This is a genomic window from Streptomyces sp. KL116D (assembly GCF_030766975.1).
In the GTDB taxonomy this organism is placed as follows: Bacteria; Actinomycetota; Actinomycetes; order Streptomycetales; family Streptomycetaceae; genus Streptomyces; species Streptomyces longispororuber_A.
Genome location: NZ_JASERH010000136.1, coordinates 398,919 through 423,843 on the forward strand (window position 1 = coordinate 398,919; position 24,925 = coordinate 423,843).

Sequence of the window (24,925 nt, forward strand, 5' to 3'; positions counted from 1 at the left end):
GCGCCCGTCAGGTCACCGCCGACGCCGGCCTGACGGTTGTCCAAACCGACGGTCGGGACCGCGTCACGCAGGGACGTGCAGCGGCGGGTGCTCGAGCACGCGGGGCTTGTACTCGACCAGCTGGATGCGGCCGTCGAAGGTGCGGTGCTCGATCATCTCCAGGGCAACGTCCGGATAGCCGTCGTAGATGCGTTCTTCACCCGTGGCCCCGGTGATCACCGGGAACATCACGACCCGGAAGCGATCGACGAGCCCGGCTCGCAGCAGCGACCGGGACAGGCTGAGGCTACCGATCGTGCTGAGGAGCCCCGTGCCACTCGACTTCATGGCGCGGACGGTCTCGACGGCATCGTCGCGGACGAGCGTGGAATTGGCCCACTTCAGCGGCTCCTCGAGCGAGGAGGAGAACACCACCTTGGACGCTTGCGAGAGCTCGTCGACCGATGCCTCCTCCTCGGGCCTGAACTCGTCCTGCCCGGCCGGCACCTCGCCCGCGGCGAAGCCTGACATCAAGCGGTAGGTGTTCGATCCCATCAGGTAGGTGACCTCGGGCTGCTCGCCGAGCCACGCGAGGTACTCGGGGCCCTCCAGGCCCCAGAACCCGGGCCAGCCCTCTCCCGATGCGTAGCCGTCGAGGGAAGTGATGAAGTCGACGAGAAGCTCCGACATGGCAGTGTCCCTTCCTGGGGTGTCACAAGCTTGGACCGGCCGCGGCCCACAAACTCATCGGCCACGCTGCGAAGCGACGAGAAAACCCATGACATTGCAGCCGTCCATACCCGCGGAACGGCACTGCCGCAGAGGCTGGAGGCCTACACCCGTCGCGCCTGGCCGGGTCTTGTACGACACTCAGATACCAACGGTAACGCTCAGTCACGTCGCCCCAACGCGGCAGATCGCGCATCCCTACAGGACGCCCGGACTCCCCCGCCCACCGCTCGCAAGCAGTCGCGACGGCAGGCCCGCGAGAGGAGCAGCAGCGATCATGCCTGGCCTGACCGAGCGACAGGGTGTGGTGCCGCCTTCCGCGCCGGTGGATCCGGGAGCACCGTGAGCCGCCGATGCGCGCCCGGAGCGGGACCAGGTGCGCATCGTGAACGGGAGGCTGCAGCCGATCGAGCGGGCTCCCTCGCCGCCTGTTCTGCCAGCGCCGGGCGCACGTGCATCGGCCCGCCGCACCACGGGGGTGAGCGCGACGGGCCGTGGACCGCACTCTATGCCCAACGCCGGAAGCCGCAGCCCTTGATGGTGGATCTGCCGGGTTCAGCGGCAGAGCTCCATGAGGGTGTCATCGAAGCCGGGGAACTCCTGGGCGGCCAACTCGATCACTGCGGCGGGTGACCGACGCCGGCCCGAGGCGAACCGTTCAGCGACTGCCGTCAGCTCCTGGTTGGGGCGCGGGGTCCAGGCGGGCTCGTATGAGGTAGCTGCTTCCCAAGGGCCGAAGCCACCTGCCAGCAGCCACAGGAACTCGCCCAGATCGCGTGCGACAACACCGGTCTCCCCCTCCGACCCGAGGAAGACGACCGGTTGATCGGCCAGCGGCCGGCTCGGGCGGACGAGCCAGAAGGCCGCATACCCACCCGAGCCGTTCTGACCGAACACGCGGAAGTCATCACCGCTCAGTTCGCCGTTCCCCGTCCATGCTCGGAACCAGTCGGTGGTCTCCTCGACGGACAGGAAGGCCGGGAAAGGCTCGAAGTCGACCCCGTCACCGCCTGCGTAGTCGAAGGGAACGGCCATCGCGGCGGCGAGCGCTGCGGGAAAGTGTCGATCATCGGTGGGTATCACCCGCCCAAGCCAACGGGGAAGTGCGACAGAAGGTCAAGGGCTGCATGCCGGCGAAGCTCGCCACCGATGAATTTCCCGTGCCGCGTCGGTCTGTACGCGCGGGACCCATTCACGGAAGGCTGGCACCATGCGGAAACTGATCTACGGCATGAACCTGTCCCTGGACGGCTACATCGCCGCGCCCGGCGACGACATCGGCTGGAGCGTGCCGAGCGACGAGATGTTCCAGTTCTGGTCCGACCAGTTGGAGGCGACCGACCTGACGCTGTACGGGCGCAAGCTGTGGCAGACGATGAGCTCCTACTGGCCGACCGGCGACCAGCAGCCCAACGCCAGCCCGGCGGACATCGAGTTCGCGCGCCGCTGGCGGAACATGTCGAAGGTGGTGTTCTCCTCGACGATCGACAAGGTGGACTGGAACTCCCGCCTGGTCACCGGCGACGCGGTCGCCGAGATCACCCGGCTCAAGGCGGAGGACGGCGGCCCGATGGACATCGGCGGCGCGACGCTCGCCGGGGCGGCCATGCGGGCCGGACTGATTGACGAGTACGTGCTGGCCACCGCGCCGGTCCTGGTGGGCGGCGGCACGCCGTTCTTCAGCGTGCTGGACAACTGGGTGAACCTGAACCTGGTGGAGACGCGGACGCTTCCCTGCGGCGTGATCCTGACCCGGTACGAGACGAGGCGCTGAGCGCCCGCCACGCGAGTCGATGGAAGTCAGGCGCTGACGCCAAACCCGTCTCCTGGGCGCGTGAGCTGACTCTTCCGGCAACAAGGGTCCGGATGTCGCAAAGGGGACGGTGCTCAGCGGGGCGGGAAGGAGGCCAGTGAAAGGTCCCACTGATCAGCCGCGTGACGCAGCGCCGCGGCTTCCATCTCGACCTCCACCGCGTACTGGTAGATGTCAGCCCCGTCGTCACCCCGTTGCCACGGGGGCGCGGCCTCCAAGGACAGATGAACACGAATCACCGCGGTCCCGCTCAAGGTCCGCTGCGCGAGGCTGAAAGCCACGACCGGCTCGATGAACCACGTGTCCGGCGACAGTTCACCTTCGGCATCAGGTTCGGTGACGTCCACCGTCCCGTCGGCCACCGCGCGCAGCCACGAGGACACTTGACGGGCCTCGCTGGTGAGCAAACACGGATCGGCGAAGGCCCAGCTTCCCTCCGGAGTCATCACCGTGCCTTCGACGACCAGCCAGTTGTCGTCGTACGAGTCGCCCTGGACCGTGCCGAACTGATAGCGCGCAGGGCGCAGGTCGACACTGCGGGAGTGGTCGTTCAGGAGCACCGGGCCAGGATGTCACGCACGGGTCTGCAAGGCGTCCGTACCCCCCGGCCCAGGCCGCTTCTTTCGCGGAAAGAGCCAGGCCTCACGGGTCTGAGCCGAGGATCAGGGCTGCCAGGCGGGGAAGCCGACGGCTCATCTCACCGTCGTCGTCAAAGTCGAAACCGACACCCATATCAGCGGGATGCGTGTTCTTGGGCTCGGCGCTGTGAAAGTCACGCCAGGCTTTGTAGAAGGCGTCTGCGTCGCCCGTGATCTGTTCGAAAGCTCGGCTGGCCGCGTAGTTCACGTCCTCATAGAACAGAGCCTCGTCATGGACTCCCACCGCCTCAGCCACCTCAGGATGCTCGGCGAGGCTGTCCGGGGAGGCCGCCACGCGGTCGTACCACTGACGGCCCAGGGCGATCACACCAGCGCGGAAATCCATGAAGCTGTCGTCGGAGCAGCCGCCCCCGATGAGGTACGCAGCCGCCCACACGTCCCAGCGGTACAAGGCGTCGCGCACTTCATCAAAGTGCTCGGCGTACTCCAAGATCTCTTGGCACGGTCTCTCCGTGAGCCGGCTGACGAGAGCCTCGTCGAACGGCTCGCCCGTCGAGGCCGCCGTGGCCCGTGCAGCTTCTATGACGTTCCAGAAAGCGTCGTTGTCCATGACCGCGCACTCTGCCAGGCCCCTATGACAACGGATCGTGCACGCCTCTGCCGTGCACGCACCCCCGGCCAACCGGGGCAGTCGAGCAGCAGGCCGACGGCACGGCGCTCACCCCCGTTCGGCCCGCCGCGGCGCAGTTCCCCGGCGGGTCCACATCAGCGGTCGCCACTCCACGAAGCCGATGTCGCCGCAGGACTCCCTTCCCGTACTCCTCCCCCGCTACCGTTGACAGGGACTCACCCGGGGGGCGCTCGTGGCAAAGAACGAGATCTTCATTCACCTCTGGACCACTCTGGTCAACACCTTCGTCCATCGGATAGAGGACACCAGGTCGGACCAGATCCCGTCCGAAGCGCCGCAGAGACCGGCCGAGTCTCACGTTCAACGTCCCCCAGCCACCTGGAAACAGCTCGACAAGCAGCACGACCTGATCTTGCGTACGAACACCCGCAGTGTGAACGCCGAAGAGCTGGACCACCTCCGCAGCACCGGCTCCCGCGGCCTCCTCCAGCACGCCGCCCGCATCAATCTTCAAGGCCTCATGCGGGAGGCCGACCACCTGCCCGGCCTCAGCAGGACCGAGAGCGCCGAGGCGGCCCCACCGTCCGCCGCCACCCTCGACCACGCCCTGGCCCGCCTGTTCCTCCGCCTCGGTCCACCACCCGAGCCCACCCAGACCGATCACACGCCTTCGTACAGCGGTGGAGGAGGTGCCCACGAATGAGCACCGACCTCCCGAACCCGCCCCACCTCCCCGAACCCACGCCCACACCCCCGGCGACCACGCCACCCGACCCGGTCATCTCCGCAGGCCTGGACATCGCCGTGAAGTGGGGCGCCGCGCTCGGTGCGGACAAGCTGGAGATCGCGCTGCGGGCCTTGGAGCCCCAGCTCAAGCGCGAACACCAGATCCTGATGAAGCGACTCGACATGGAGCGCGCGGCAGCGGACCGTAGCGCCCAGGCCGCCACCGAGGCAGCCGAACGTGCGGCCCGCGAACGCCGGGAACAGAACAAGCACAACCGTCACATGGCAGGCCTCGCGGCAGGCGTGGTCATGGCGATAGCCATGCTCGGCGCCGGCGTGTACGTCGCCCAGGACGCCTGGTGGCTCGCAGCATTGCTGTGCGGGCCCAGCTTGCTCGCCCTCGCCAAGATCTTCGTGCTGAGGCGCAGTGACCCCGACGACATGAAGTTCGTCGCGCAGGCCTCCCGCATCGCGACGAACACCGCAGGACAAGCCCAGCAGTCATCTCCCCCAGTGCCCTGAACACCGGTACCCGCAACCGAAGTCGGCAACGAGACGCGGGTGCTTGTCACAGGCCGGCCCGTGCACCGGACGAGGGCACGTGAGGAAGGTCGGCGAGCTCCTCCCCGTTCATCCGGGTGATCTCTGGCCGGGCGGCGTGACCTGAACCGGTCCCGGGGCGGTTGAGCGGACCATGCCGAAGAAGATCACCAGCACCGCGCACATCCGCATGACCGTCACCGCTCTGACCCTGACCGCAAGCCTCGCCGCATCCGCCCTTGTCGCGGCCGGAACCGTCGAAGCCGCCACGAAGGGCTGCTACATCACCGCGAAAGCGGCCTCCCTCCGGTCCAAGCCGTCCTCACGCTCCACCTCTGTCGGCATCGTGTACAAGGGCAACAAGTGCTCCGATCGCGACGCTGCCTACCAAGGCGGCCACAGCTGGTGGAAGGTCAAGATGACCACGGGCAACGCCAAGGGCCGCAGCGGATGGATCCGCAGCGATCTCCTCCACACCGCAGCCGAGGACGTGCCGACCGAACTGCACTGAGACGCGGGTCCGGTAGATCTCTACCGATCACGTATGCACCCATACGGCCGGCCCCGTTACAGGTTGAAGGTCTGGGACACCCTCTGCGCCTCGCCTCCTCGCCACCGCCCTCACACAGGGACGTAGAGGTCCTGCGATGACCCGCTCAGGACGAATCCGTTGTCGAAGCGGACCTGCACCGTCACCAGCGGCCCCTGCTCCTGGAACGCGATCCATGCCGGCTCCAGCGCTCCGACCTTCTGCTCCAGTTGCCTCTTGCTTTCCGGGGGCATGCCGTCACCGTAGGAGTCGAGCAGCGACTTGAGCCGCTCGTACTCGCGGACGTCGGCGTCATCGCGGACGTGCTCGACGACTTCTCCCACGGTTCCCTCGGCGTCGGCGGCGAGGGAGAGGACGCCGATCACCGCCCCGGACATCTCGATCGGGTCGGTCAGGCGGAGATCGGCGGCCAGCTTGACTCGCTGGCCTTCCTGCAGAGTCATGGATTCCCTGTTCTACGTTCTACGATCCGGATCCGGTTGTGCTCGCCCCATGATCGCGCTCGTCCGGGTGAGCCAGTGCGAGTAGGGCTTGGCGGCTCACGCTGGGGCCGCATCTGCATCTGATCAGTCGCGCCCGGGCAGTCCATAGGACGTCGCCAGGCGGCCGAGCGCCGCAGTGAGCGCAGCCTGCTGGGACGAGGTGAGGTCGGCGGTGAGTTCTGCGTCGAGGGCGAGGGCCTTGGCAGTGCATTCCGCAAGGAGATCGCGCCCGTCATCAGTGAGGGTCAAGGTCTGGCGGCGGCGGTCGGCCGGGTCGCGGAGCCGCTCGATCGCGCCCATCGACTCCAGGTGGTCGGCGAGGGACACCACGAGGCTGGGCGCCACCCGCATCAGCTTGGCGATCTCGAGCTGCGAGGTGGCAAGACCTGCGTCGAGGACTCCCAGCAGGCCGACGTGCTTGGGCTTCAGATCGTGCACAGCCAGAGCAGCTGCGTACTGATCGGCGATCAGCGCGCCCAGGGTGCCGAGCCGGAAGCTGAGGGTCTCGGACCACTTGGCATCACTCATGACAAAGATGCTACCGTCTTCGAACCATTCAAGCTCTGAATGATTTGAGGAGAGAACAGTGATTGATCCTCGCACCGTGCAGATAGTCTTCGCCGACCTGCAGGACAGCATCGTGGCCCTGAGCAGGACAAGCAGCCCCGAGGCCATCAGGCGCTCGGCCGGAGTGCTCGGCAGGGTGGCGCAGACGCTGGACATCCCGTTCACCGTGTCGGTCGCACCCAGACCTGACGGACCCGGCGTCATCACCGAAATCCCCGGAACGACCCCGTTCGTGCGCGTCGGCCCGTGCTGCTGGGACGACCTGGCATGGCGCGAAGCGATCGCCGCCGAGAGTCGCAGAACGCTGGCCATCTGCGGCGTAACCTCGGAGATCGTGGTCCTGCACACCGCGCTCGACGCCTTGGCCGACGGCTATGACGTGATCGTCCTGGTCGACGCGAGCGGTGGCATGTCGGAGCGGACGGAGAACGCGGCTCTTGGCCAGATCGTGGCAGCGGGCGGCACCGTGACGTCGGTGGCGAGCTTCGTCACGAGCATGGTGCGCGACTTCACCACCCCGACCGGTCGCGGCACCATCACCGCACTGCACGGCCTGATGAGCTAGCGAACACGGCGACGGTCCCTGCCCTCGAAACCGGCTCCTCCCGCTCTACGTCCACGCCTCCGAAGGAAGTCGCATGAAACTCGCACCCCATCTGCACCGCCTCGGTAACGACCTCGTGGCGTGCTATCTCATCAGCAACACCGCCGAGGGCATCACGCTCATCGACGCCGGACTGCCCGGCCACTGGCAGAAGGACCTGCAGCGCGGAACTCCGCTCTCTGGGCAGAGTCCTTCGACGACATCCGCGGCCTGGTCCTGACCCGCATGGCGATCTCCGACCACATCAGGCTTCGCCGAACGCCTGCGAAGCAACCACGGCGTACCGGTGTTCGTGCACGCCGCCGACGCCGTCCGCGCTTGCACCGGAGAGAAGCCAAGGTCGCGTTCGGTGCCTGGCGTGCTCGGCTCGACGCTCGGGTTCCTGGGGTACTCTGCATCCGCAAGAACGGCCTGCGCACACGATACGTCGGCGCGACGTCACGGAGGTGGGTGACGGCGACGATGCTGGTTCCTGCCCGGGGCCGGTGATCGTAGGCATGCCTGGGCACTCTCCGGGGAGCGATGGCAGTGCACGTCCGTCCGCCGATGCGGTCTTCGTCGAGGGGACGCGCTGACCACGCGGCACGTCTCACCGGACGTACAGGCCCCAGCCGGCACCCTTCACCGACAACCCGGTCGAAGCGATCTCCTCCCTCGACCGGATCGCCGGCCTTTCGGCGTCCTGGGTACTTCCGGCCACGGCGCCCCTGGCGCACGTCACCAGCAGGTACGCGATGCCGTTCGGTTGGGGACGTCGAAGCAGTAGCGGCATCCGCTCACCTTGCGAGTTCGCGCGATCGGCTCGAGACCTCTCCGTGCCCGGTGCATCGTCGAGATGCAGGCGGCGATCTTCTGATGCCCGATCGTGATCCGCGGATGCACAACCCCGTTGGGTTCCCGGCTATCTGAAAGGCGCCGGAAGATGACTTTCCGGCGTTCCGGGAGAGAGATCGGGGATCAGGTGGAGAAGAGGATCTGGAGAGCTGCCGTGGCCGTCGGCGCGGCAGCGGTGTTCACGGGCGTGGCCGCGGCGCCGGCCGGGCGGCCGAGGGTGGGGTCTCGTTCACCGTGTCCATAGGTGAACAGCGGCAAGCCGATCGTGATCGGTGTGTCGAACGAGTCGGGGCGCCCACCTCGCGCTTCCAGCCGAGATGTCGACACCAAGCAGTGGAAGTGACAAGCCTCGGTGCGTTCCTCTACCGCGGCAACACACGGGTGAGCGGCTGTGGCACGCCATCATTTGACACGAGCGACTGCATCAACGTGAGCGCGGGTGTCTGCGACTTCAAGGAGACGATGTACTTCGACCCACAGCGAGTGGGACATGTCCAACGGCGAGGCCGGGCCTGGAGGGTCGCGGCGAGGTGTACTCCAGGAGCGGCGGCGGTGACGTCGATGACGAGGGCCTCACCGTCTACGTCAAGCGCAGCTCCCGCCTGACCGTGAACGCCTCGCCGGAGCCGGTGACCACGGGCAGACGATCACCGTGACCGGGAGAGGTCACGCGAGGCCAACTGGGAGACGAGGAAGTACGCCTCCTACGGCGGCCGCCTGGTGACGCCTGCAGTTCAAGCCCACCGGGAGCACCACTGCACCACCGTGAAGAAGGTGTACGCGAGCAGCTCGAAGGTGATCTGCGGACGACCGTGAAGGCGTCAAGACGGGCACATGGCGCTGGGTGTACTACGGCAACACCACTACTGGACCGTCGACTTCGTCCGGGGACAACGTCATCGTGAAGTGAGCTCCCCGGGGATCCTCGCTGACCGGCATCCGGCTCCCCGCAGGTCGCGCGCCGTGTTCGGTGCAGGGGCGCGGGCTGAGTCGCGGTCGGCGAGCCCAGGCAGTGGAACGCTGCTCAGGGGGCCGGGGCGCGGTGGAGGCCGGACAGGCGGCGGCTGCGAGTTGAGGCGCGGGGGCGAACCGCACCGAAGTCGGTCCGGCCGTCGGGACAGTTGGCCGGTTCGCCGTCGAAGACGGTGTCGATCCACTGCTCGGTGGCATCGCTGCTCGAGCGGGTCTGGATCTGCCCGGTCTCGCGTCGCCGCAGCTCGCCCCGGTCACTGTCAACTTCGGCTCATGCCACGGCCCGCGGCCTCCGGGCCACTACCTCGCGCTGATCGAGGAGGGCGGTTCAACGTCTAGAGCCCCAACCCGCCCACAACAGTCAACTCCTGCCGGGTGAAATCTCCTGTCAGCAGCGGCATGGCGCTGCCGATCGCGGCCTTCGCCTCCGGCAGCTCCAGTGAGAGCATCGTGATGGTGCTGCTCTGCCAGACCTCTGTCACCCAGATCGTCACGTCATCGTCGTCGGACACGCTCACGACGTAGAGGTGGCATCCTGCCTCGCGTAGGCCGTCCACACCACTCAGCAAGATCGAGACGACCTCGTCGCGGGAATCAGGCCGAGCCTTCATCGACCCGATGTAGCCGTGCGCCATCGTGACTCCTTATCCGTGGAACGGACCGGGGCTTGATCGGACCGGACCTTGCCATCTGCCGTCCGGGGGCACAAGGCTCGCCACCCCCGCGCCAGCGCGCCGAACATCAAGCAGCCAGCTGATCGCTTGCTCTTCGGACCGATGCCTTCTACCGTCGGACGGTCACTCGTCTTCCCCGCTGGAAGTGCCCATACCTCACCGGTCACCGGGCGAGATCAGAACCGAACAACCCCGTCGCGGAAGCGCTGGAAGTCGACAGGTCATCCCTGGTCTGTCCACTGCGACGAACCGGCAGATCGCACGATTCGAAGTTCGGTACCGGTTGCCTCCCGGTCACGTCGCCCACGCCTTCCGGGCATGGGCTCAGGCGCTTCATTCATGGCCGGACCACGGCCCCAACCACGGGCGAGGGAACCACCCTCTGGCGGGACATGCACGCCCGCACACTGCTCCAAGGCGCGGCCCTGCAACCATGCATCGCAAGGCTCGCCGTGAACTTCTCGGAGCAGTTGCTCCTCTGGACGACCGCTTTCTGACACGGACCCTGCCAGATCCGTTCTCACCACCCACGGATCCCTGGTGGAAGCGCCGCCTCGCAGAGTGATCCTCCTACAGGCCCAAGCTCGAAACGAAGTCCGAGAACGTAGGTGCTACGACCCGCCACCGGCACAGAAGGGCGTCCGTCCAGAAGTCACTGCCGACGACGCGGGGATCCGAGGAGCCGGTCCGGTAGTCGAGAGCCAAGGCACCGTCGTCACCGGGGTTGCGAGTGATGGCGATCAGTACCGCCTGTTCAACGTCGAGCCATGGCAGTTCGAGTGGGGCGACACCCCTGCTTCCGCGTGCCTGGCGAAAGAGGCGGAGTGCGGATCATCGGCGAACATGTCCATTGACTGGGACGCGTACGCCATCTGCTCGGGGTTCGGCACGAAGGCAAGTGGGTCCTTCAACCACGGAATTGCCTTCGCCAGCACCGCGTCGCCCGGGTGACGCCAGAGGTCGTGATCGATGAGCGAGGTCAGCGCGGCGGGCAGAGCAAGTCCACGGACTGTCGGGGGCGCCATGACGCGCAGTTTCGCACGCTGAGGTCGGGGCGCATCACTCCATCGACGCCAGAATGCGGTCGAGTGTCCGGCGTCCCATTCCGCTCATCGTCGGATTGCTCTCGACGTAGTACCAGACGACACCCATCGCCTGTTGGAACGCCCACATGCCTTGCCGCGCTCCCACTCCAGATCGTCACAGCCCAGCGTCCGCCGGAACACTTCCCGCGGGCCCGGCTCCAACAGGTGCCAGACGCTGACCAGATCCAGCGCGGGATCGGCCGGGCCGAAGCTGCCGGTGTCCAGTACGCCGCTGGGCCGGTCGCCCGCGACCAGCACAGCTGCCGGGAATCAGATCACCATGGCTCATCACGTCGGCGCCCTTGCGTGGCAACTCGGAAGTGGCTCCACGCCTGGCGCAGCCGGGCGCGTCGAGAAGCCCGTCGCTCTGCTCGAAGCACTCTGCCATCCAGTTGTCGTGGTGAGCGAGAACGCCGCCACGACCTTGGCCGCTGAAACGCCGCCCGCGCGTCTCAGCGCTGCGCAGAGCTGCGATGAAGGCCGCAAGGTCTTCGGCAAAAGCGTCCGATCCACTCGGGTCGGCATCGAAGGCGACCGTTCCCGGCACCCACGTCTGGACCGACCACGGCATGGGGTAACCCGCTCCAGGCTTTCCCAGGGCGACGGGTTCGGGAGCGGGGAACCGGGACGCCTTTGCCAGCTCCGCGCTCGCCCGGGCTTCCTGTTCCAGAACCGCCAGGGTCTCGGCAGGATCGGCCAGACGCAGGGGGAAACGCGCGGAGAGACCGTTCCCTGATGCGGAAGATGGCGTTGACCGTCCCGGTCGATGACACGAGTCGGATGGCCTTGCCTCGCCATGGGGGGAACTGTTCCTGGATCAAGGTCGCGACGATCTCGGTGGTCACGTCCACTTGGTCATCGTGCATGGTCAATCCGGCCGGCCCTCCGCTAGCCCAGTCCCTGGCAGCGCCGATCGCCCGGGTCACCGCCATCAGGGCGGCGACCCGGGACCATCAGGCATGTCGTCATGGAAGGGTACGGGAGGCCGCACCGCGAGCCGTTATCGTTTTCCGCTCCCCTTCGTGACAGGCCCGATCAGGTGCGGGTCCAGCGCTGGTTGCTGCCGTTCGAGCAGGAGTAGAGCTGGATCTGGGTGCCGTTGGCGGTGCCGGCCCCGACGGCGTCGAGGCAGAGGCCGGACTGGACACCGGCGATGGAACCGTCGGAGTTGAGGCGCCACTTCTGGTTGTCGCCGCCCCAGCAGCTGTAGATCTGGACCTTGGTGCCGTTGCCGGTTCCGGCGGCGTCCAGGCATTTGTTGCCGTAGACCTTGAGTTCACCGGCGTCGGTGTAGGTCCACTGCTGGTTGGAGCCGCTGGAGCAGTCCCACAGCTGGACCTGAGTGCCGTCGGTGGTACTGGAGTTGGGCACGTCCAGGCAGCGGCCGGAACCGACGCCCTTGATCGTGCCCCGCCGCCCGTGGGCGGCGTGGTGGTGCCGCCGTTGAGCGCGTTGAGGACGGCGGTGTAGGCGGCCTTCTTGCTGCCGTCATTGTTGAACAGCAGCGGCGTGTCGCCCGATCGCCAGGAGTCGGAGTCGCGCACGCCCCAGACGGTGATGCCGAGGCGGCGCGAGACGGCCAGGCAGTCGTTGGTCACGTTGGCGTAGGTCGTGGCCGAGGCACCCTGGATGTCGAGTTCGGTGACCGCCACGTCGACGCCGAGGGCGGCGAAACTCTGCAGGGTGGTGCGGAAGTTGCTGTTGTACGGGCTGCCGCTGTTGAAGTGCGACTGGAAGCCGACGCAGTCGATCGGCACGCCGCGCTGCTTGAAGTCCTGGACCATGGAGTACACGGCCTGGGTCTTGGCCCAGGTCCAGTCCTCGATGTTGTAGTCGTTGTAACAGAGCTTGGCGGCCGGGTCGGCGGCGCGCGCGGTCCGGAAGGCGACCTCGATCCAGTCGTTGCCGGTGCGCTGCAGGTTGGAGTCGCGGCGGGAACCCGAACTGCCGTCGGCGAAGGCCTCGTTCACGACGTCCCACTGGGCGATCTTGCCCTTGTAGTGACCCATCACGCCGTTGATGTGGTCGATCATCGCCTGGCGCAGGGTGCTGCCGCTGAGGCTCTGCATCCAGCTGGGCTGCTGGGAGTGCCAGGCCAGGGTGTGGCCGCGCACCTGCTTGCCGTTCTGCACCGCCCAGTTGTAGACACGGTCGCCGGCGGTGAAGCTGAACTGGCCCCGCTGCGGTTCGGTGGCGTCGATCTTCATCTCGTTCTCGGCGGTCACCGGGTTGAACTCACGGCCCGCGATCGTCGTGTACGCCGAGTCGCCCAGCTTGCCCGAGGCGATGGCGGTACCGAAGTAGCGACCGCTCTGCGCTGCCGCGGCGCCGAGCGTGCTCTCGGCTGCGTGTGCGGGCGGTGGCGCGGCCAGCGCGAGGACGGCACCGAGGACGCCGGCGATCAGCAGGGCAGCAGGCTGCGGATCTGACGGTGAGCAAGGGGTCTGGGAGGGGCGTGCAAGCCCATGGCTGTGCCTCCAAAGTAGATGTCACGTACGGACTGACGTGCGGGGAACGGCTCAGCCGGCCGCCGCGCGGCGTCGCGCACCTCTCCGTCGGCACGAAGAGCCAGGATGCGCTGATGCGGACCCACCGGAACGAAACGGGGTGTGACGCAGGTGCGTTGGTGCGTGGATCTGTCGTGCGGCTGCGCGGGGTCCTGCCCGGCAGCACAGGCCCCAGGGCCGACATGGTTCGACATTCCGAACCATGGCCGGTTCTTCAGACAGGGATGATTGAGGAGTTGGCGGTGAACCGTCAATACTCCCCGCAGAAAAAATTCCGGTACTCGACCGAAACTTTCAAGGTCGGATCGGGCCTGCCGGGCGAACCCTCGCACCGACCTCGCAGGACGTCAGCAGGCCAGGTCGAACCAGGGCAGGGGCAAGTGCGCGAATGGCATATTCCTCAACTTGCCTTCTCCCAGGCCCCCTTGGGCCACCCGCTGTTTACGGACAGCTCTGTGACAGACCTTGACCAGAGAGCCTCTCGTTCCTAACTTGTGGCGTCACAGAATCCGAGAACTTTCCGAAAAGTCTTCGAAACTACCGTCGCGCGGCCGCTCCGCTCATTCATCTCGCCCCCATCCCCAGGAGGGCCCCCTGATGTGGGTTCGCAGCCCATCCCCGGCCCGTCCAAGGCGCCTGCTCAGACGCTTGCTCACCGTCCTCTCACCCTTGTTGCTCGTGGCCGCCTTCCTCGGCGCACAGCCCGCCGAAGCGGCGACCGTGGACACCAACGCCTCGTACGTGCTGGTCAATCGGAACAGCGGCAAGGCCCTGGACGTCTACAACAGGGCGACCACCGATGGCGCCCGCATCACCCAGTGGTCCAGGAACGACCAGGACCAGCAGCAGTGGCAGTTCGTCCCTACCGGCGACGGCTACTACCGCATCAAGTCCCGTCTCTCCGGCAAGGTGCTGGACGTCTACAACTGGTCCACCGCGAACGGCGGCTCGATCGTCCAGTGGGCGGACCTGAACGCCACCAACCAGCAGTGGCGGCTGGCCGACAGCTCGGACGGCTACGTGCGGCTGATCTCGCGGCACAGCAACAAGGCCCTCGAAGTACAGGGCGCCTCGACCGCCGACAACGCCAACGTCGTCCAGTGCACGACGACTGGGGCGGCACGAACCAGCAGTGGCAGCTCGTCAAGGTCGGCGACGACGACACCGGAGCGTGCGATCTTCCGTCGACCTACCGCTGGACATCGACGGGCGCGCTGGCACAGCCCAAGTCGGGATGGGTCTCGCTCAAGGACTTCACCGTCGTCCCCTACAACGGCAGACAACTCGTCTACGCGACGACGCACGACACGGGCACCAGCTGGGGGTCGATGAACTTCGACCTGTTCACCAACTGGTCGGAGATGGCCTCGGCCGGCCAGAACAAGATGTCGTCCGCCACCGTCGCGCCGACGCTCTTCTACTTCGCTCCGAAGAACATCTGGGTGCTCACCTACCAGTGGGGCGGGACCGCCTTCTCCTACCGGACGTCGAGCGACCCCACCAATCCCACGATGGCTGGTCGTCCCCGCAGGTCCTCTTCTCCGGAAGCATCTCCGACTCCGGAACGGGGCCCATCGACCAGACGCTCATCGGTGACGGCACGAACATGTACCTGTTCTTCGCCGGCGACAACGGCAAGATCTACCGGGCCAGCATGCCGATCGGGAACTTCCCGGGCAGCTTCGGCACGAACTCGACCGTGGTCATGAGCGATACGACGAACAACCTGTTCGAGGCCCCGCAGGTCCACAGCTGCAGGGCCAGAACCGCTACCTCATGATCGTCGAGGCCATCGGCCGCAGGGGCGCTACTTCCGCTCGTTCACCGCCACCAGCCTGAACGGCTCGTGGACGCCCCAGGCCGCGACCGAGAGCAATCCCTTCGCCGGCAAGGCCAGCAGCGGCGCCGGCTGGACCAACGACATCAGCCACGGTGAACTCATCCGCACCAGCGCCGATCAGACCATGACCGTCGATCCCTGCAACCTGCAACTCCTCTACCAGGGCGCAGCCCCAGCTCGGGCGGTGACTACGGCCTCCTGCCCTACCGTCCCGGTCTGCTGACCCTGCAGCGCTGACCAGCTGGGCCGTAGTCAGGTGCATGAGCACGGTTCGTCGTCCGGGCACAGATCGTCGATCTGTACCCGGACGGCACCGGCCGGTCGCCCGCCCGGTCCTCGCTGTGCGGACCGGTCGTCGCGGAGCGGTCACACGACACGGCGCAGCAGCAGTCGGCGACCGCCGTCGGGCTGCTCGGCGTCCTCGGTGATCTCGAAACCGCGCTCTGCCGCGTAGCGTAGGGCGGCGGCGTGGCCGTAGGCGCGGGCCAGCCGCTGTTGCCAGCGGTCGCCGCGCAGGCGCGTCGAGGTGGCGTCGTCGACGATCTCGTAAGTGCCGTCAGTGCCGCGGCTGAATCCGAAGGAGTCCTCGCGGTGCGGACGACGACCTGATGCCGCCCTCGGGGTCACCGTCATTCGATGGGATTCAACCGGCTCTCGTAGACCACCGCTGAACTCATCGAGATCCCCGGCAGGTGAGCTGCCGCGGCGCAGTGCGGTAGGAACGCACCTCGACGTCGTACACCGGTGACCGGGCGTCCGGCCGGTGACGCGGACGTTCCAGCGGTCGCCGAATCGCGCCGTGTCCTCCACCACGTAGTGATGGCGGCCCGCCGGTCCGAACTCCCTCAGTGACCCTGCTGCCACAGCGGCCTGTTGGGGCGGGAAGAGGTTCGTGTATCCGCGCAGATGGTCCGGGTGCACGCGGTCGGCCAACTGTTCCGCGATCGCGGTGACGGACGAGGTGGCATCGAGATTGCCGTAGTAGACGCCGTCGGCGACCACGACGTTCGCGGCGAACCTGTCACCGCCCACGTGTGTGCATTCCCAGACCAGCTCCGGCCAGCGCTCGCTCAGCGCCCGCGCCACCGGTCGCCTCGCACGGCGCAGCAGGTGTCGTGTTGGCCATGGGTGCAGACGAGGACCACCGGGCGGCCGGTCTCGCCGGGAGCGGCGAGCGCGTCAGACGATACCGACCAGGTCCTCGTCCCGCTGCCAGGTGCCCCAGGTCTCGCCGGTGCGTGCCGTCGTCTGCGTAGCGCAGGACGGCCCAGCCACGGGGTCCGCTCGGGCGCCCTGCTGCGGTGGTGGCGCCGGACGAGCAGTATGCGTGCCCTCATGGCGTGGGCCGCGTTGAAGACGAGCTGTTTGGTTTCGGGTTGGAGCGGCAGGCCGTCGAGCGCTGGGCGGCCGAAAGCCCGCCAGGTACTCGATGAGGATCCAGGTGACGCCGCACGGTGCCGTGCCGGCGAGTGCGTCACCGCGCAACCGGGCGGCGTCCGCGCAGCAAGAACCTTGCCGCGGCGTCTCCTCCCGTCACGTCATGGTCCAGGTGGTCCGGCGGGCACGAGCACGCCCGCGCGCAGCAGCCTGTCGGCGAAATCCATGCCAAGGTCGCCTGCCGCGTGCACCCGACCTTCCAACAGGCCTTCCACCAGCGGGAGTTGTTCGTCCGGAAAGTCGAGCCAGCCGACACGCGAGTGCAGACGGCGCCCTTCGAGCCGTGCTTCCAGGGCGTCGCGCAGCCGCACTTGCGTGGCGGGCGCGAGATCGTCGACGGCCGCAAGCTGGGCGAGCGGCCCCAGCGGTGCCGGGCGCGCCTGACGGCGCCGGGCCCGATGGGAACTGCGGCGCGGCGTCCGCTTCCGCCAGTGCCGCGATGAGGCGTAGCGCGGACCGTGGCGAGGTCGTCCTCGCCCTGGGCCCGTCAGCTCCCAGGGAAGGGATCTGCGCATCTGGGGTCGTCGCGCAGCAACTGCAAGGCCGACTGCGCGAGTTGCTCGGCCAGAGCATGGCGCGTCCAGTTGTGGACCCCAGCGTCAGGTGGATCGAGACGGCGCCCTGGGCCTCGGCGGCGTGCAACCAACCGCGCGGCAGATAGAGGACGTCCCCGGGCAGTGAGCACGGCGCCGAGGTGAGCTTCGCGCTCGCCGCCTCCGCCACGTCCGAGCGACGGTCGGTCCAGGGCTGGTCCCGCAGCGTCTGGGATGGACCGGTTCATGGATGATCCAGCGTTTGAGCTGCCCGAGACCTGCAGGTGACGAAGACGTCGTGCACGTCGTAGTGGTCGTCGAACCCTCGGCTCTGCGGCGGTGACGTAGGCATTGGCCTGCACCGTGCCCCAGTTCGACGCCGAGGCGGGAACTGAAGTCGGCGACGGCTCCCAGGTGCGCTGCAGCGCCTGAGGACCAACGTGGCGCCGTCGGCAAAGCTGCGCCACAGCGCGGTGTCGTCGAGCTGGTCCCGATCGAGGCGCCCACGCCGCCGGGCGAGGTGAATCGATGCTCCGGCAGCGTGGCGCTCGCTCTTTGGCCACGCGCGCAGGAAGGGCGTACGCAGCCCGCGCCGTGAGACCAGCTCATCGACCGCGTCGGCGGAGAACAGTCGGTGAAGTCGCCGCGGGCGCGGGTGAGCAGGGCGCGCGCCCCCAGACGTCGTGGGCGAAATCCTGCCGGCTCAGGTTGGTCAGCCGAGTTTCCAGGACGCCGCGGCCCGCCGGGTGGCGGCGTCCTGGACGTCCGCGGCGGGGATACTCAAGCGCCGCTGCCGGACTCGCCGTGCCCCACCGTCGGCGCCGCCGTCCTGACACCCGGCGTACCGGAGGCGCCACCGTCGGCCGGGCCCTCAGCTCCACCGTCAGCACCGCCGTCGTGCACACCCGGCGTACCCGCGCGCCCCACCATCCGCGGGGCCCTCCGCCCCACCATCGGCACCGCCGTCATGGACACCCGGCGTACCGGAGGCGCCACCGTCGGCCGGGCCCTCCCTGCTCCACCGTCAGCACCGCCGTCGCGCACACCCCGGCGTTCCCGCCGCCCCACCATCCGCGGGGCCCTCCGCCCCACCATCGGCACCGCCGTCCTGAACGCCCGGCGTACCGGAGGCGCCACTCGTCCGCGGGGCCCTCCGCCCCACCATCGGCACCGCCGTCATGGACACCCGGCGTTCCGGAGGCGCCGCCGTCCGCAGGTCCTTCGTTCTGGTTCGGGTCCTGATCGGGGCTCGTCATGTCTCCTCCTGAGGGTGGGATGGTTCAGACGGGCAACGCTTTGAGTAACCCCCACAACACCAACCAAACTGGCCCATCCGAATCCCACCAGCAACTGGAGCGTCGGGCGGCGACGGAACCCTCTCACTCCGCCCGAACCCCGGCCGCCACGCGTCCGACCTGCATCGCGGCTGGCCTCATGGCGCCCCGAGGGACTACCGGCCGGCGGCAGGCGCGACACCGGTCAGACACCGGTCAGCTTCGCGCTCGCATCCCACAGGCGACGTGCTGCTTCGCGGTCCTCCAGCTGCGCCCACAGCCGCTCGCGGTGCGGGGCGGCCCCGCAGGCCGAAGATGCGCGGGCCCCACAGCTCACCCCCGGCGATCCGCGGATCGAGCACCGCCCGGACCGCCGGCCGGGCCCCGGCGTGCTTGCCCTGAAGCAGGAGGGCGGCGGGCGCCGCGCGCAGTGCCGCCCCGGCCTGCCTTACGTGGACAGGTGGCCGCGACGGGGTGAGTGCATTCAGTGCCCCGCCGGGGTGCACCACCATGCTCGACACCGTGCTGCCCGCGGCGCGCAGGCGACGGTCCACTCGAGCCCGACAGTACATCTGGGCCAGCTTCGAGCGGGCGTAGGTGCGCTTGGCCCGGTAGTCGGTGCGGGTCTGCAGATCGTCCAGGTCCAGGTGCTCCGACTTGGCGGCGAAGCTGCCGACGGTCACGATGCGGGCGTCCGGCGCGGCCTCCAGCAAGGGCATCAGCCAGTGGGTCAGCGCGAAGTGCCCGAGGTGGTTGATGCCGAAATGGGTCTCGCTGCCGTCCCCGTTTCCGTCCGCTCCGGCTCTTCGAGGAGGACGCCGGCGTTGTGGACCACCGCGTCGAGGTGCTCCACCTCCAGCGCTTCCGCCGTCGCCTGCAAGCGGAGCCGAGGTCGGCGAGGTCGAGACGCACCGACCGCACCCGAGCTCCGGGCACGCGCGCGCGGATCGCGTCGAGGGCGGCTTCGGCCCGCCCGCGGGCTCCGGCTGCCCAGCACGACCGTGGCACCGGTGCCGGCCAGCTGCTCGGCGGTGAAGTACCCGATGCCCGCGTTGCCACCGGTGATCAGGTACGCGCGGTTGGTGGTGGATGCGGGTTGAGACATGGCGGAAGCTCCCGTGGGACGCGGCGGAGGCTGCTCGGAAGAGCAACGCGACGACCACGATGTCACCAGTCACCGATATATCGCCGACATGCGACCGACAGTACGGATTCGGCAGCGAGGACACCCGCAGCGGCATCGGCTCGCCGCCCTTCGCGCGCTCGTTGACCCACGTGCTCTTGCCCGCGGCGGGCGGGCCGATGACCACGAAGAGAGCCAGGGTTCCGCACTCTCCTCCCGGGTCAACCCTGAATAGTTCCAGGTTCTCAGCGCGCAAAGAGGTCTCCACAGTGACCAGCAGCATCTGCCGCACCGCGGCAACCGGCTCGACGCACACACAACGCATGGGGGACCACGTGAAGAAGTCGCTCGCCAGCCTCGCCGTCCTGGGCATCGCACTGACCGCATCCACGGTTCCTGCCGAGGCCAAGACGTCTGACGGATGGATCCGCGGATACGACGGTACGGTGACGATCTCAACGGCGAGGGCAGGATCGACATCTCCACGTTCGCGACCTCCAACGCCGCCTGCTTCTGGCAGAAGATCCTTTGGGCCGAGGGCGCCGAGTACGACAGCGACGGTCACAGTTCACCTTCGCCATGGCAGACGGCATCTTCGGCCCGAAAACCTCGCAGGCGACCAAGGACCTGAACTGGCGGATCCGGAAGGTGAACAACAGCGCCGCAGACGCAGACATCTTCTTCTACGTGACTCCTCCCCGGATAAATCCGGGGCTTCTCCTGTCGGTGGCTATGCCACGTCGGGAAGGACCAGCCCGGCCCTGAGTGCGACGTTCCAGGCACCCACGCGGTCGGCGTGGTCGATGTGCTGGCATGAGGTGCACTGGAACCTCTCGCCGTCGCGGTTCTGCGCGTCCACGTGCCCGCACTTGGGCGCAGGTGCGCGAGGTGCTGCGGGGGTCCACCGGGATCAGTACGCGAGCGGCGCTTTCAGCCTTCTGCGCGAGGATGCCCAGGAACACCCCCCAACCCGCGTCAAGAATGCCGCGGTTGAGTCCGGCCTTCGAGGCGGCGCCGTTCGGCAGGAACGCTCCGGCCTCGGGGTCGGGCTTCGGCTTGGGGGTGCGAACCATGTTCGCGATGCTCAGCCGCTCGTGCGCGATCTGGTCGTAGTCGCGGACCAGGCAGAGCGCGGCTTTGTGCGCGCGGTCCAGGCGCTGACGGCGGACCTTGCGGTGCAGCTTGGCAACCTTCTCCACGGCCCGGCGGTGCTTGGTGGTGCGGCTCTCCCGCTTGCGACGAGGGAACGCCTTGAGGGCACTGCTGAGCCTCGGCGAGGGCGTCGGCGTTGCGCTTGCCGGGCCGGAGGTTTTCGACGTGCGCACCCTCGGAGGTGGTGAGGAAATGCGTGACGCCGTGTCGATGCCGCACGCCGTACCCGTGGCGGGCAGCGGCTCGGCGGCCACCTCGTCGCAGGCGACGATGACGTACCACCGCCGACCGCTCGCGCTTGATGCTGACGGTCTTGACGCGACCCTTCACGGGCCGGTGCTGGTGCACGCGGACGTGTCCGACGCCTGGAGGCGCACGCGGGTGACGGGGTCGTGCGGGGTGGAGTCCCAGCGGCATCCGTCGCCGTCCTTGGGGAAGTCCACCGTGTCGAACCAGTTCACGCGAAAGCGCGGGTAGCCCGGGTGGCCGGACTTGACCCGGCGGAAGAACGCGGCAAACGCTTTGTCGAGACGGCGCAGGGTGGCCTGCTGCGAACTGAACGACCAGCGGCCCTGACGCTCCGGGTCGAAGGCGCGATTTCCTTGAGCTGCGCGGACCGCTGCCCGTACTTGATACTGGTCTTCGAGGCATGCCGATAGGCGTCGCGGCGTTCCTGTAAGGCGCCGTTGTAGAGCGAGCAGTGATCCGCAGCATCTCGCCGAGCGCCTGGCGCTGGCGGACAGTGGGGCGAAGGAGAAACTTGTAGGCGCGTATCACGCCTGTCCCTCCTTCTGCTTCTTCGTCCAGGGCCGTTCCCACTCGGGCGTTGATGCACTCGCACCGTGTCCGCGCGCTGACCGCGCCGACCGAGGCGACGAAGAACGACTGACGACCAGCAGCGTGCACCTGCGACTCCTCAGGTGCGGAACTCGAACGGAGCACGCGGGAGGTGAAGCCTTGAACCGGTTCAGCGACGTAGGACGCAGAGCCTTCGGCTCGTGCTTGATCGAACAGGTGCAATGCGTGATCGGGCAGCACCTCAAGGGCGATGATCTCCCAGCCCTTCTCTGCCGCCTTCGCCTCGACCAGCTCAGCGCGGCCGGACAGCGCGACACGGCCATCCAGAACCCGGCGACGGTACTTCGGGCACCACACCACGTGCAGCCCCAAGCGTGCGTACACGCCGCCGGAGTACCGGCGAACCTTCCGCGTCACCGTCACGGCGATCACTATACACACGACACGCATCTAGTTATCTGAGGTCAACAGTGCATACCCGTGAGGACAGTTGAGGTCAGAGCAGCCCTGAGAAGCGATTCCATCATACCTAAAGGCACGAGTCCCTCGCTAGATCAGCTGATGGGGAAGAAGCTCGTTCAGACCGGCAGGTCGACTGCACGCGGCTAGGACTTGTTCCTGAGTTCCGGGGCGAGTCGTACACCTTCAGGATCAAGCGGAACTCGGTGCAAGCACACCTTCGATGACCGGAAGGGCAATCACGTCCAGGCGCGGATACCGCTACCGGTCCTGCCAGTAGAACGCAGCTGCCACGGACGCGGTTCTACCGGTTGGTCACCCGATCGTGATGGAGCGTTCGTTGGTGCGGTCGGCACTCGTGGTGACTACCCCGGCCAGACGCTGCACCTCTGACCGTGCGATCAGGTCGCCGCGCAGCGCCTTCAGGTGCACCACCTGAGGCAAGCGTTCCACTGCGCGTCGGCGGTGCGATGTCTTCACGCCCGCGTACCGCCATGCCGCCGAGGCGAAGCGGAGCAGCCTGTAGCACGCCGTTGCTACGCCCGGGCGGTAGGCACGTGCCGACCTGGAGCGGCTGAAGCCCACGGCCCTGGCCGCCGTGCCCGCCACCACCTTCGGCTCGGCTCGCCGACGCCGGCTGGTGGCACCGCCTTCTGCACCGTGGGCGCTCTTGCAAGACTTGGCCCGCCATGAGTGAGGCCGGCCCTGACGCTGCACACGGGCCACGCTCCGCCTGCGAGTGCGAGCGCCGCTCGCGATCAGGATCTGCTGCACCTGGTGGCGAGGTCGGCCGCGGCTCGCGTATCGGCGCCGCCACACACGTGCGCCAGGTCGACGCGCCGGAACTGGAGTCCGCCGCAGCAGCCGTTAAGCCGCGTTGATGTGCCTGTTGCCGCTGGACTCGCATGCGGCGACCTCACCCCAGACGCTGGCGGGCGCGGCGTCGGCGCCGCCCGCGCCGCTCACCACCACACCCGTGCCGACGACGCCCGCTGCAGGCCGTCATCGAGATCGCCCAGCTGGGTCTTCAGGGCCTTCGGCTTGCGGCGCCGGCCGTGCTCGCGCGGTCGCGCCCCATACGGATCGACCCTATGCGGTCTTGGCCGCTCGTGCCGGTCGCCTGTCTGCGGGCGAAAAACGCCGCCAGTCTCGGCGGCAAGGAATGGGTGTGCCGCGCTGCTGCACAGCAGGGACCCGCCTCTCGCGGGCTGAAGACCCGTCAGGGCCCAGGCCCACCAGAGGACGCCTGGTACGGCGCAGCGCACCTGACTCGTTTACCACGTCGAGCAATGCCCCTTTCGTGCACTAGCGGCCATGCGCCAGCGGCGCCGTTCCCGGCGCAGGCGACGACGCTCTAAACGCCGCACAGCCCTGCGACGAGCCTCATGCAGACGAGCCCCCAGGCCAGCAGGCGCGCCACCAGAATCAGCCCAGCCAGCGCCATCTGAGTTGCAGCAGCCGTTCGCGGTGCCAGCACGGTAGAAGCCCAGCACCGCACCGCAGGCAGGCTGCGAAGACAGCCAGGAGCACGCGCTGAGACGCGCGCAGCAGCACACCCGAACGCCCCTCGGACGGCCGAAGTTTCTAATGCGCCTCGTAGATCGCATATCCGAGGTCAAGCACGCATGTCGAGCATGCGTGATCCAGAGCGCCACCAAGCATCGTCAACACCCGCTGCAGAGTGCATGGGGCTCAGGCTGCAGCCGCACGGCTCGTCTCCGCCTGAGTACCGCTACTCAGACGGCCTGCGCGCGCGAACGACGGAGGGCTCGGGAGCGGCTCGCACTGGACGATGCGCAGGCAGCTCCTTCAGGTCTTACCTCGACGCTGCTCATCCCGGCGGTCAGTAACGCGGCGCCCTCGCGTCTTCAGCGGTACACAACTTCACGCGACCGACCAGCGTAGAGCGCCGCAGCCTCCGTGTCGGCGAGGATCACGCACGCTCTCCTTCCAACAGCGACTCTGGGCCGACGGCGGCTACCAGAGCAGCACTCTTCAACCGCGGCGCCGGGCTCGGCATCGATGTGGAGGTCGTGCGGCGGCCGCGGGCTGGCGGGGATTCGAGCCGCTGAGCAAACGGTGCCACCGAGCGGACATGGGGCTGGCTGAGTGCAGCACCGCCGCCTGACACGCGGCTACGAGGCCCTGCCGCAGAGATCCCGCACGATGATCCACCGGGTCATGGCTCACATAAATGCCGACCGGGCAGGGGAGTTCAGGATTGGCGTGGGCTGCAACGAATTCACCGCAATGCGCGGGTGACCGTCGCTGGTGACCGGCGTTGACTTGATCATGAACCTTCGTCGCATGACCACCGTGCTCGGCACCATGGCCGCATCGGCTCTTCTCGCTGTCTCAGTCCCGCCTCGGCTCATGCCGCAGGAGGGGTGCTCACCATCAACGGCCAGGATTTTTCGGACCCGAGCGGCTGCTACTCGGTGGACTGGTTCCCAACCTCCATCGCCAACAACACCGACGCCATCGTGGAGGTTCACAGCGGCCCCGACTGCACCGGCTCCGTGGAATGGCTGGTTTACCCGGGCGAGACGTACCACACCGAGACCGCACAGAGCGTCTTCATTCTCTGACCGGATCTCGCCTTCCTCGGGCTCACGGCGCCCCCAGTGGTGGGTTGGCCGCGATCACCTCGCGGATCCTCTTCACTGACGGGGCGTCGTGCCAGGCCGGGCGATCGGGGTCTTGGTCAGCCCAGCTGGTTTGCGTGCCGAACCAGCGATGCAGATCGACGTCAGAAGTGGGCGGAGGCTCGGTGGGGCCACAAGCTCTGTCTCACAGAGAGGTTTTGCTCCCCAGCGCTTACGACAGCTGCTCCTGCAAAAATCGATCACGGAGCCACTTCAGCCGTGGTCTTCTACTGGGGTGGAAGCCATAATCGCCAGTGCCATCGCCGTCTTAGGCACCCTGCTCGGTTCGGGTATCACCCTGGGGGTTCAGCGGCGCACCTCGGAGAGAGGCCACCAGTTCACACGGGGCGAGAAGCTGCGTCAGGAACGGCT

Annotated in this window: 21 protein-coding genes and 6 pseudogenes; 9 read left to right on the forward strand and 18 right to left on the reverse strand. The window is 67.8% G+C overall.

All coding sequences use genetic code 11. The features are described from left to right. Positions 1-63: 63 nt before the first annotated feature. Positions 64-669, reverse strand: a complete 606-nt coding sequence (locus tag RBJ77_RS50480; RefSeq protein WP_372351102.1) for a dihydrofolate reductase family protein — start codon at positions 667-669, stop codon at positions 64-66. A gap of 594 nt (positions 670-1,263) precedes the next feature. After that, positions 1,264-1,791 carry an SMI1/KNR4 family protein gene (locus tag RBJ77_RS50485; protein WP_372351103.1) on the reverse strand — a complete coding sequence of 176 codons (528 nt, stop codon included), beginning with the start codon at positions 1,789-1,791 and terminating at the stop codon, positions 1,264-1,266. 127 nt (positions 1,792-1,918) lie between these two features. Between RBJ77_RS50485 and RBJ77_RS50490 the strand changes: the two genes are divergently transcribed. Continuing rightward, the gene (locus tag RBJ77_RS50490; protein ID WP_372351104.1) at positions 1,919-2,482 is read left to right on the forward strand and encodes a dihydrofolate reductase family protein; all 564 of its coding nucleotides are present in this window, start codon (positions 1,919-1,921) and stop codon (positions 2,480-2,482) included. A gap of 113 nt (positions 2,483-2,595) precedes the next feature. Here RBJ77_RS50490 and RBJ77_RS50495 read toward each other — a convergent pair whose 3' ends face one another. Further along, positions 2,596-3,081: a hypothetical protein gene (locus RBJ77_RS50495; RefSeq protein ID WP_372351105.1), complete on the reverse strand. Its 486-nt coding sequence runs from the start codon at positions 3,079-3,081 to the stop codon at positions 2,596-2,598. Positions 3,082-3,163: 82 nt separating this feature from the next. Continuing rightward, positions 3,164-3,730, reverse strand: coding sequence for a DUF4240 domain-containing protein (locus RBJ77_RS50500; protein ID WP_372351106.1), 567 nt, complete (start codon positions 3,728-3,730; stop codon positions 3,164-3,166). A 433-nt stretch (positions 3,731-4,163) separates the two neighbouring features. Here RBJ77_RS50500 and RBJ77_RS50505 point away from each other — a divergent pair, with 433 nt between their 5' ends. The 3 genes from RBJ77_RS50505 (at position 4,164) to RBJ77_RS50515 (ending at position 5,528) form a co-directional block, all read left to right on the forward strand. Then, entirely contained in the window at positions 4,164-4,454 is a 291-nt protein-coding gene (locus tag RBJ77_RS50505; protein WP_372351107.1) for a hypothetical protein, read from the forward strand. Continuing rightward, on the forward strand, positions 4,451-4,999 hold the full coding sequence (locus RBJ77_RS50510; protein ID WP_372351108.1) for a hypothetical protein: 549 nt from the start codon (positions 4,451-4,453) through the stop codon (positions 4,997-4,999). The genes RBJ77_RS50505 and RBJ77_RS50510 overlap by 4 nt, the downstream gene beginning before the upstream one ends. A gap of 172 nt (positions 5,000-5,171) precedes the next feature. Beyond that, positions 5,172-5,528: an SH3 domain-containing protein gene (locus RBJ77_RS50515; protein ID WP_372351109.1), complete on the forward strand. Its 357-nt coding sequence runs from the start codon at positions 5,172-5,174 to the stop codon at positions 5,526-5,528. A gap of 110 nt (positions 5,529-5,638) precedes the next feature. Here the strand turns inward: RBJ77_RS50515 and RBJ77_RS50520 are convergent, their stop codons facing one another. Both RBJ77_RS50520 and RBJ77_RS50525 read right to left on the reverse strand, forming a co-directional pair. Further along, positions 5,639-6,010, reverse strand: a complete 372-nt coding sequence (locus tag RBJ77_RS50520; RefSeq protein WP_372351110.1) for a hypothetical protein — start codon at positions 6,008-6,010, stop codon at positions 5,639-5,641. A gap of 123 nt (positions 6,011-6,133) precedes the next feature. Next, the gene (locus RBJ77_RS50525; RefSeq protein ID WP_372351111.1) at positions 6,134-6,577 is read right to left on the reverse strand and encodes a MarR family winged helix-turn-helix transcriptional regulator; all 444 of its coding nucleotides are present in this window, start codon (positions 6,575-6,577) and stop codon (positions 6,134-6,136) included. 112 nt (positions 6,578-6,689) lie between these two features. Between RBJ77_RS50525 and RBJ77_RS50530 the strand changes: the two genes are divergently transcribed. After that, complete coding sequence (locus RBJ77_RS50530; RefSeq protein ID WP_372351112.1) at positions 6,690-7,181, forward strand: isochorismatase family protein; 492 nt, start codon at positions 6,690-6,692, stop codon at positions 7,179-7,181. Positions 7,182-7,254: 73 nt separating this feature from the next. Then, a complete protein-coding gene (locus tag RBJ77_RS50535) occupies positions 7,255-7,440 on the forward strand; it encodes a hypothetical protein (protein WP_372351113.1) in 186 nt (61 codons plus the stop codon). Between the two features lie 737 nt (positions 7,441-8,177). Here RBJ77_RS50535 and RBJ77_RS50540 read toward each other — a convergent pair. Then, positions 8,178-8,312 (reverse strand): hypothetical protein, encoded by a 135-nt coding sequence (locus tag RBJ77_RS50540; RefSeq protein WP_372351114.1) that lies wholly within the window; start codon positions 8,310-8,312, stop codon positions 8,178-8,180. Between the two features lie 272 nt (positions 8,313-8,584). Here RBJ77_RS50540 and RBJ77_RS50545 point away from each other — a divergent pair, with 272 nt between their 5' ends. Further along, positions 8,585-8,710 carry a hypothetical protein gene (locus RBJ77_RS50545; RefSeq protein WP_372351115.1) on the forward strand — a complete coding sequence of 42 codons (126 nt, stop codon included), beginning with the start codon at positions 8,585-8,587 and terminating at the stop codon, positions 8,708-8,710. A gap of 651 nt (positions 8,711-9,361) precedes the next feature. Here the strand turns inward: RBJ77_RS50545 and RBJ77_RS50550 are convergent. The 4 genes and pseudogenes from RBJ77_RS50550 to RBJ77_RS50565 all read right to left on the reverse strand — a co-directional run bounded on the left by RBJ77_RS50550 (position 9,362) and on the right by RBJ77_RS50565 (position 13,252). Further along, on the reverse strand, positions 9,362-9,661 hold the full coding sequence (locus tag RBJ77_RS50550) for a putative quinol monooxygenase (protein ID WP_372343098.1): 300 nt from the start codon (positions 9,659-9,661) through the stop codon (positions 9,362-9,364). Between the two features lie 779 nt (positions 9,662-10,440). Beyond that, entirely contained in the window at positions 10,441-10,725 is a 285-nt protein-coding gene (locus tag RBJ77_RS50555) for a hypothetical protein (protein ID WP_372343097.1), read from the reverse strand. A gap of 175 nt (positions 10,726-10,900) precedes the next feature. After that, the gene (locus tag RBJ77_RS50560) at positions 10,901-11,491 is read right to left on the reverse strand and encodes a phosphotransferase (protein ID WP_372351556.1); all 591 of its coding nucleotides are present in this window, start codon (positions 11,489-11,491) and stop codon (positions 10,901-10,903) included. 329 nt (positions 11,492-11,820) lie between these two features. Then, positions 11,821-13,252: pseudogene (locus RBJ77_RS50565) on the reverse strand (endo-1,4-beta-xylanase). 637 nt (positions 13,253-13,889) lie between these two features. Here RBJ77_RS50565 and RBJ77_RS50570 point away from each other — a divergent pair. Next, a pseudogene (locus RBJ77_RS50570) lies at positions 13,890-15,369 on the forward strand (non-reducing end alpha-L-arabinofuranosidase family hydrolase). 129 nt (positions 15,370-15,498) lie between these two features. On the opposite strand, the gene RBJ77_RS50575 reads toward RBJ77_RS50570, so the two are convergent. The 7 genes and pseudogenes from RBJ77_RS50575 to RBJ77_RS50605 all read right to left on the reverse strand — a co-directional run. Then, the gene (locus RBJ77_RS50575; RefSeq protein ID WP_372351116.1) at positions 15,499-15,765 is read right to left on the reverse strand and encodes a DUF1257 domain-containing protein; all 267 of its coding nucleotides are present in this window, start codon (positions 15,763-15,765) and stop codon (positions 15,499-15,501) included. After that, a pseudogene (locus RBJ77_RS50580) lies at positions 15,762-16,617 on the reverse strand (sucrase ferredoxin). The gene RBJ77_RS50575 and the pseudogene RBJ77_RS50580 overlap by 4 nt, the downstream one beginning before the upstream one ends. Before the next feature lie 53 nt (positions 16,618-16,670). Continuing rightward, a pseudogene (locus RBJ77_RS50585) lies at positions 16,671-17,886 on the reverse strand (cupin domain-containing protein). A 666-nt stretch (positions 17,887-18,552) separates the two neighbouring features. Next, the gene (locus RBJ77_RS50590; RefSeq protein WP_372351117.1) at positions 18,553-19,095 is read right to left on the reverse strand and encodes a hypothetical protein; all 543 of its coding nucleotides are present in this window, start codon (positions 19,093-19,095) and stop codon (positions 18,553-18,555) included. A gap of 11 nt (positions 19,096-19,106) precedes the next feature. After that, positions 19,107-19,481, reverse strand: a complete 375-nt coding sequence (locus tag RBJ77_RS50595; RefSeq protein ID WP_372351118.1) for an SDR family NAD(P)-dependent oxidoreductase — start codon at positions 19,479-19,481, stop codon at positions 19,107-19,109. 748 nt (positions 19,482-20,229) lie between these two features. Next, positions 20,230-21,428, reverse strand: a pseudogene (locus RBJ77_RS50600) (RNA-guided endonuclease InsQ/TnpB family protein). Between the two features lie 123 nt (positions 21,429-21,551). Then, positions 21,552-21,899: pseudogene (locus RBJ77_RS50605) on the reverse strand (transposase); the annotation flags it as partial. A 2,396-nt stretch (positions 21,900-24,295) separates the two neighbouring features. On the opposite strand from RBJ77_RS50605, the gene RBJ77_RS50610 reads away from it, so the two are divergent. Then, a complete protein-coding gene (locus RBJ77_RS50610; protein WP_372351119.1) occupies positions 24,296-24,496 on the forward strand; it encodes a hypothetical protein in 201 nt (66 codons plus the stop codon). Positions 24,497-24,925 lie beyond the last annotated feature (429 nt).

Bases quoted from the DNA above. Each gene is read 5' to 3' on its own strand.
- RBJ77_RS50480 (WP_372351102.1), bottom strand. From the start codon at position 669: ATGTCGGAGCTTCTCGTCGACTTCATCACTTCCCTCGACGGCTACGCA.
- RBJ77_RS50490 (WP_372351104.1), top strand. From the start codon at position 1,919: ATGCGGAAACTGATCTACGGCATGAACCTGTCCCTGGACGGCTACATC.
- RBJ77_RS50500 (WP_372351106.1), bottom strand. From the start codon at position 3,730: ATGGACAACGACGCTTTCTGGAACGTCATAGAAGCTGCACGGGCCACG.
- RBJ77_RS50510 (WP_372351108.1), top strand. From the start codon at position 4,451: ATGAGCACCGACCTCCCGAACCCGCCCCACCTCCCCGAACCCACGCCC.
- RBJ77_RS50515 (WP_372351109.1), top strand. From the start codon at position 5,172: ATGCCGAAGAAGATCACCAGCACCGCGCACATCCGCATGACCGTCACC.
- RBJ77_RS50520 (WP_372351110.1), bottom strand. From the start codon at position 6,010: ATGACTCTGCAGGAAGGCCAGCGAGTCAAGCTGGCCGCCGATCTCCGC.
- RBJ77_RS50525 (WP_372351111.1), bottom strand. From the start codon at position 6,577: ATGAGTGATGCCAAGTGGTCCGAGACCCTCAGCTTCCGGCTCGGCACC.
- RBJ77_RS50535 (WP_372351113.1), top strand. From the start codon at position 7,255: ATGAAACTCGCACCCCATCTGCACCGCCTCGGTAACGACCTCGTGGCG.
- RBJ77_RS50550 (WP_372343098.1), bottom strand. From the start codon at position 9,661: ATGGCGCACGGCTACATCGGGTCGATGAAGGCTCGGCCTGATTCCCGC.
- RBJ77_RS50555 (WP_372343097.1), bottom strand. From the start codon at position 10,725: ATGGCGCCCCCGACAGTCCGTGGACTTGCTCTGCCCGCCGCGCTGACC.
- RBJ77_RS50575 (WP_372351116.1), bottom strand. From the start codon at position 15,765: ATGACGGTGACCCCGAGGGCGGCATCAGGTCGTCGTCCGCACCGCGAG.
- RBJ77_RS50590 (WP_372351117.1), bottom strand. From the start codon at position 19,095: ATGCCCTTGCTGGAGGCCGCGCCGGACGCCCGCATCGTGACCGTCGGC.
- RBJ77_RS50595 (WP_372351118.1), bottom strand. From the start codon at position 19,481: ATGTCTCAACCCGCATCCACCACCAACCGCGCGTACCTGATCACCGGT.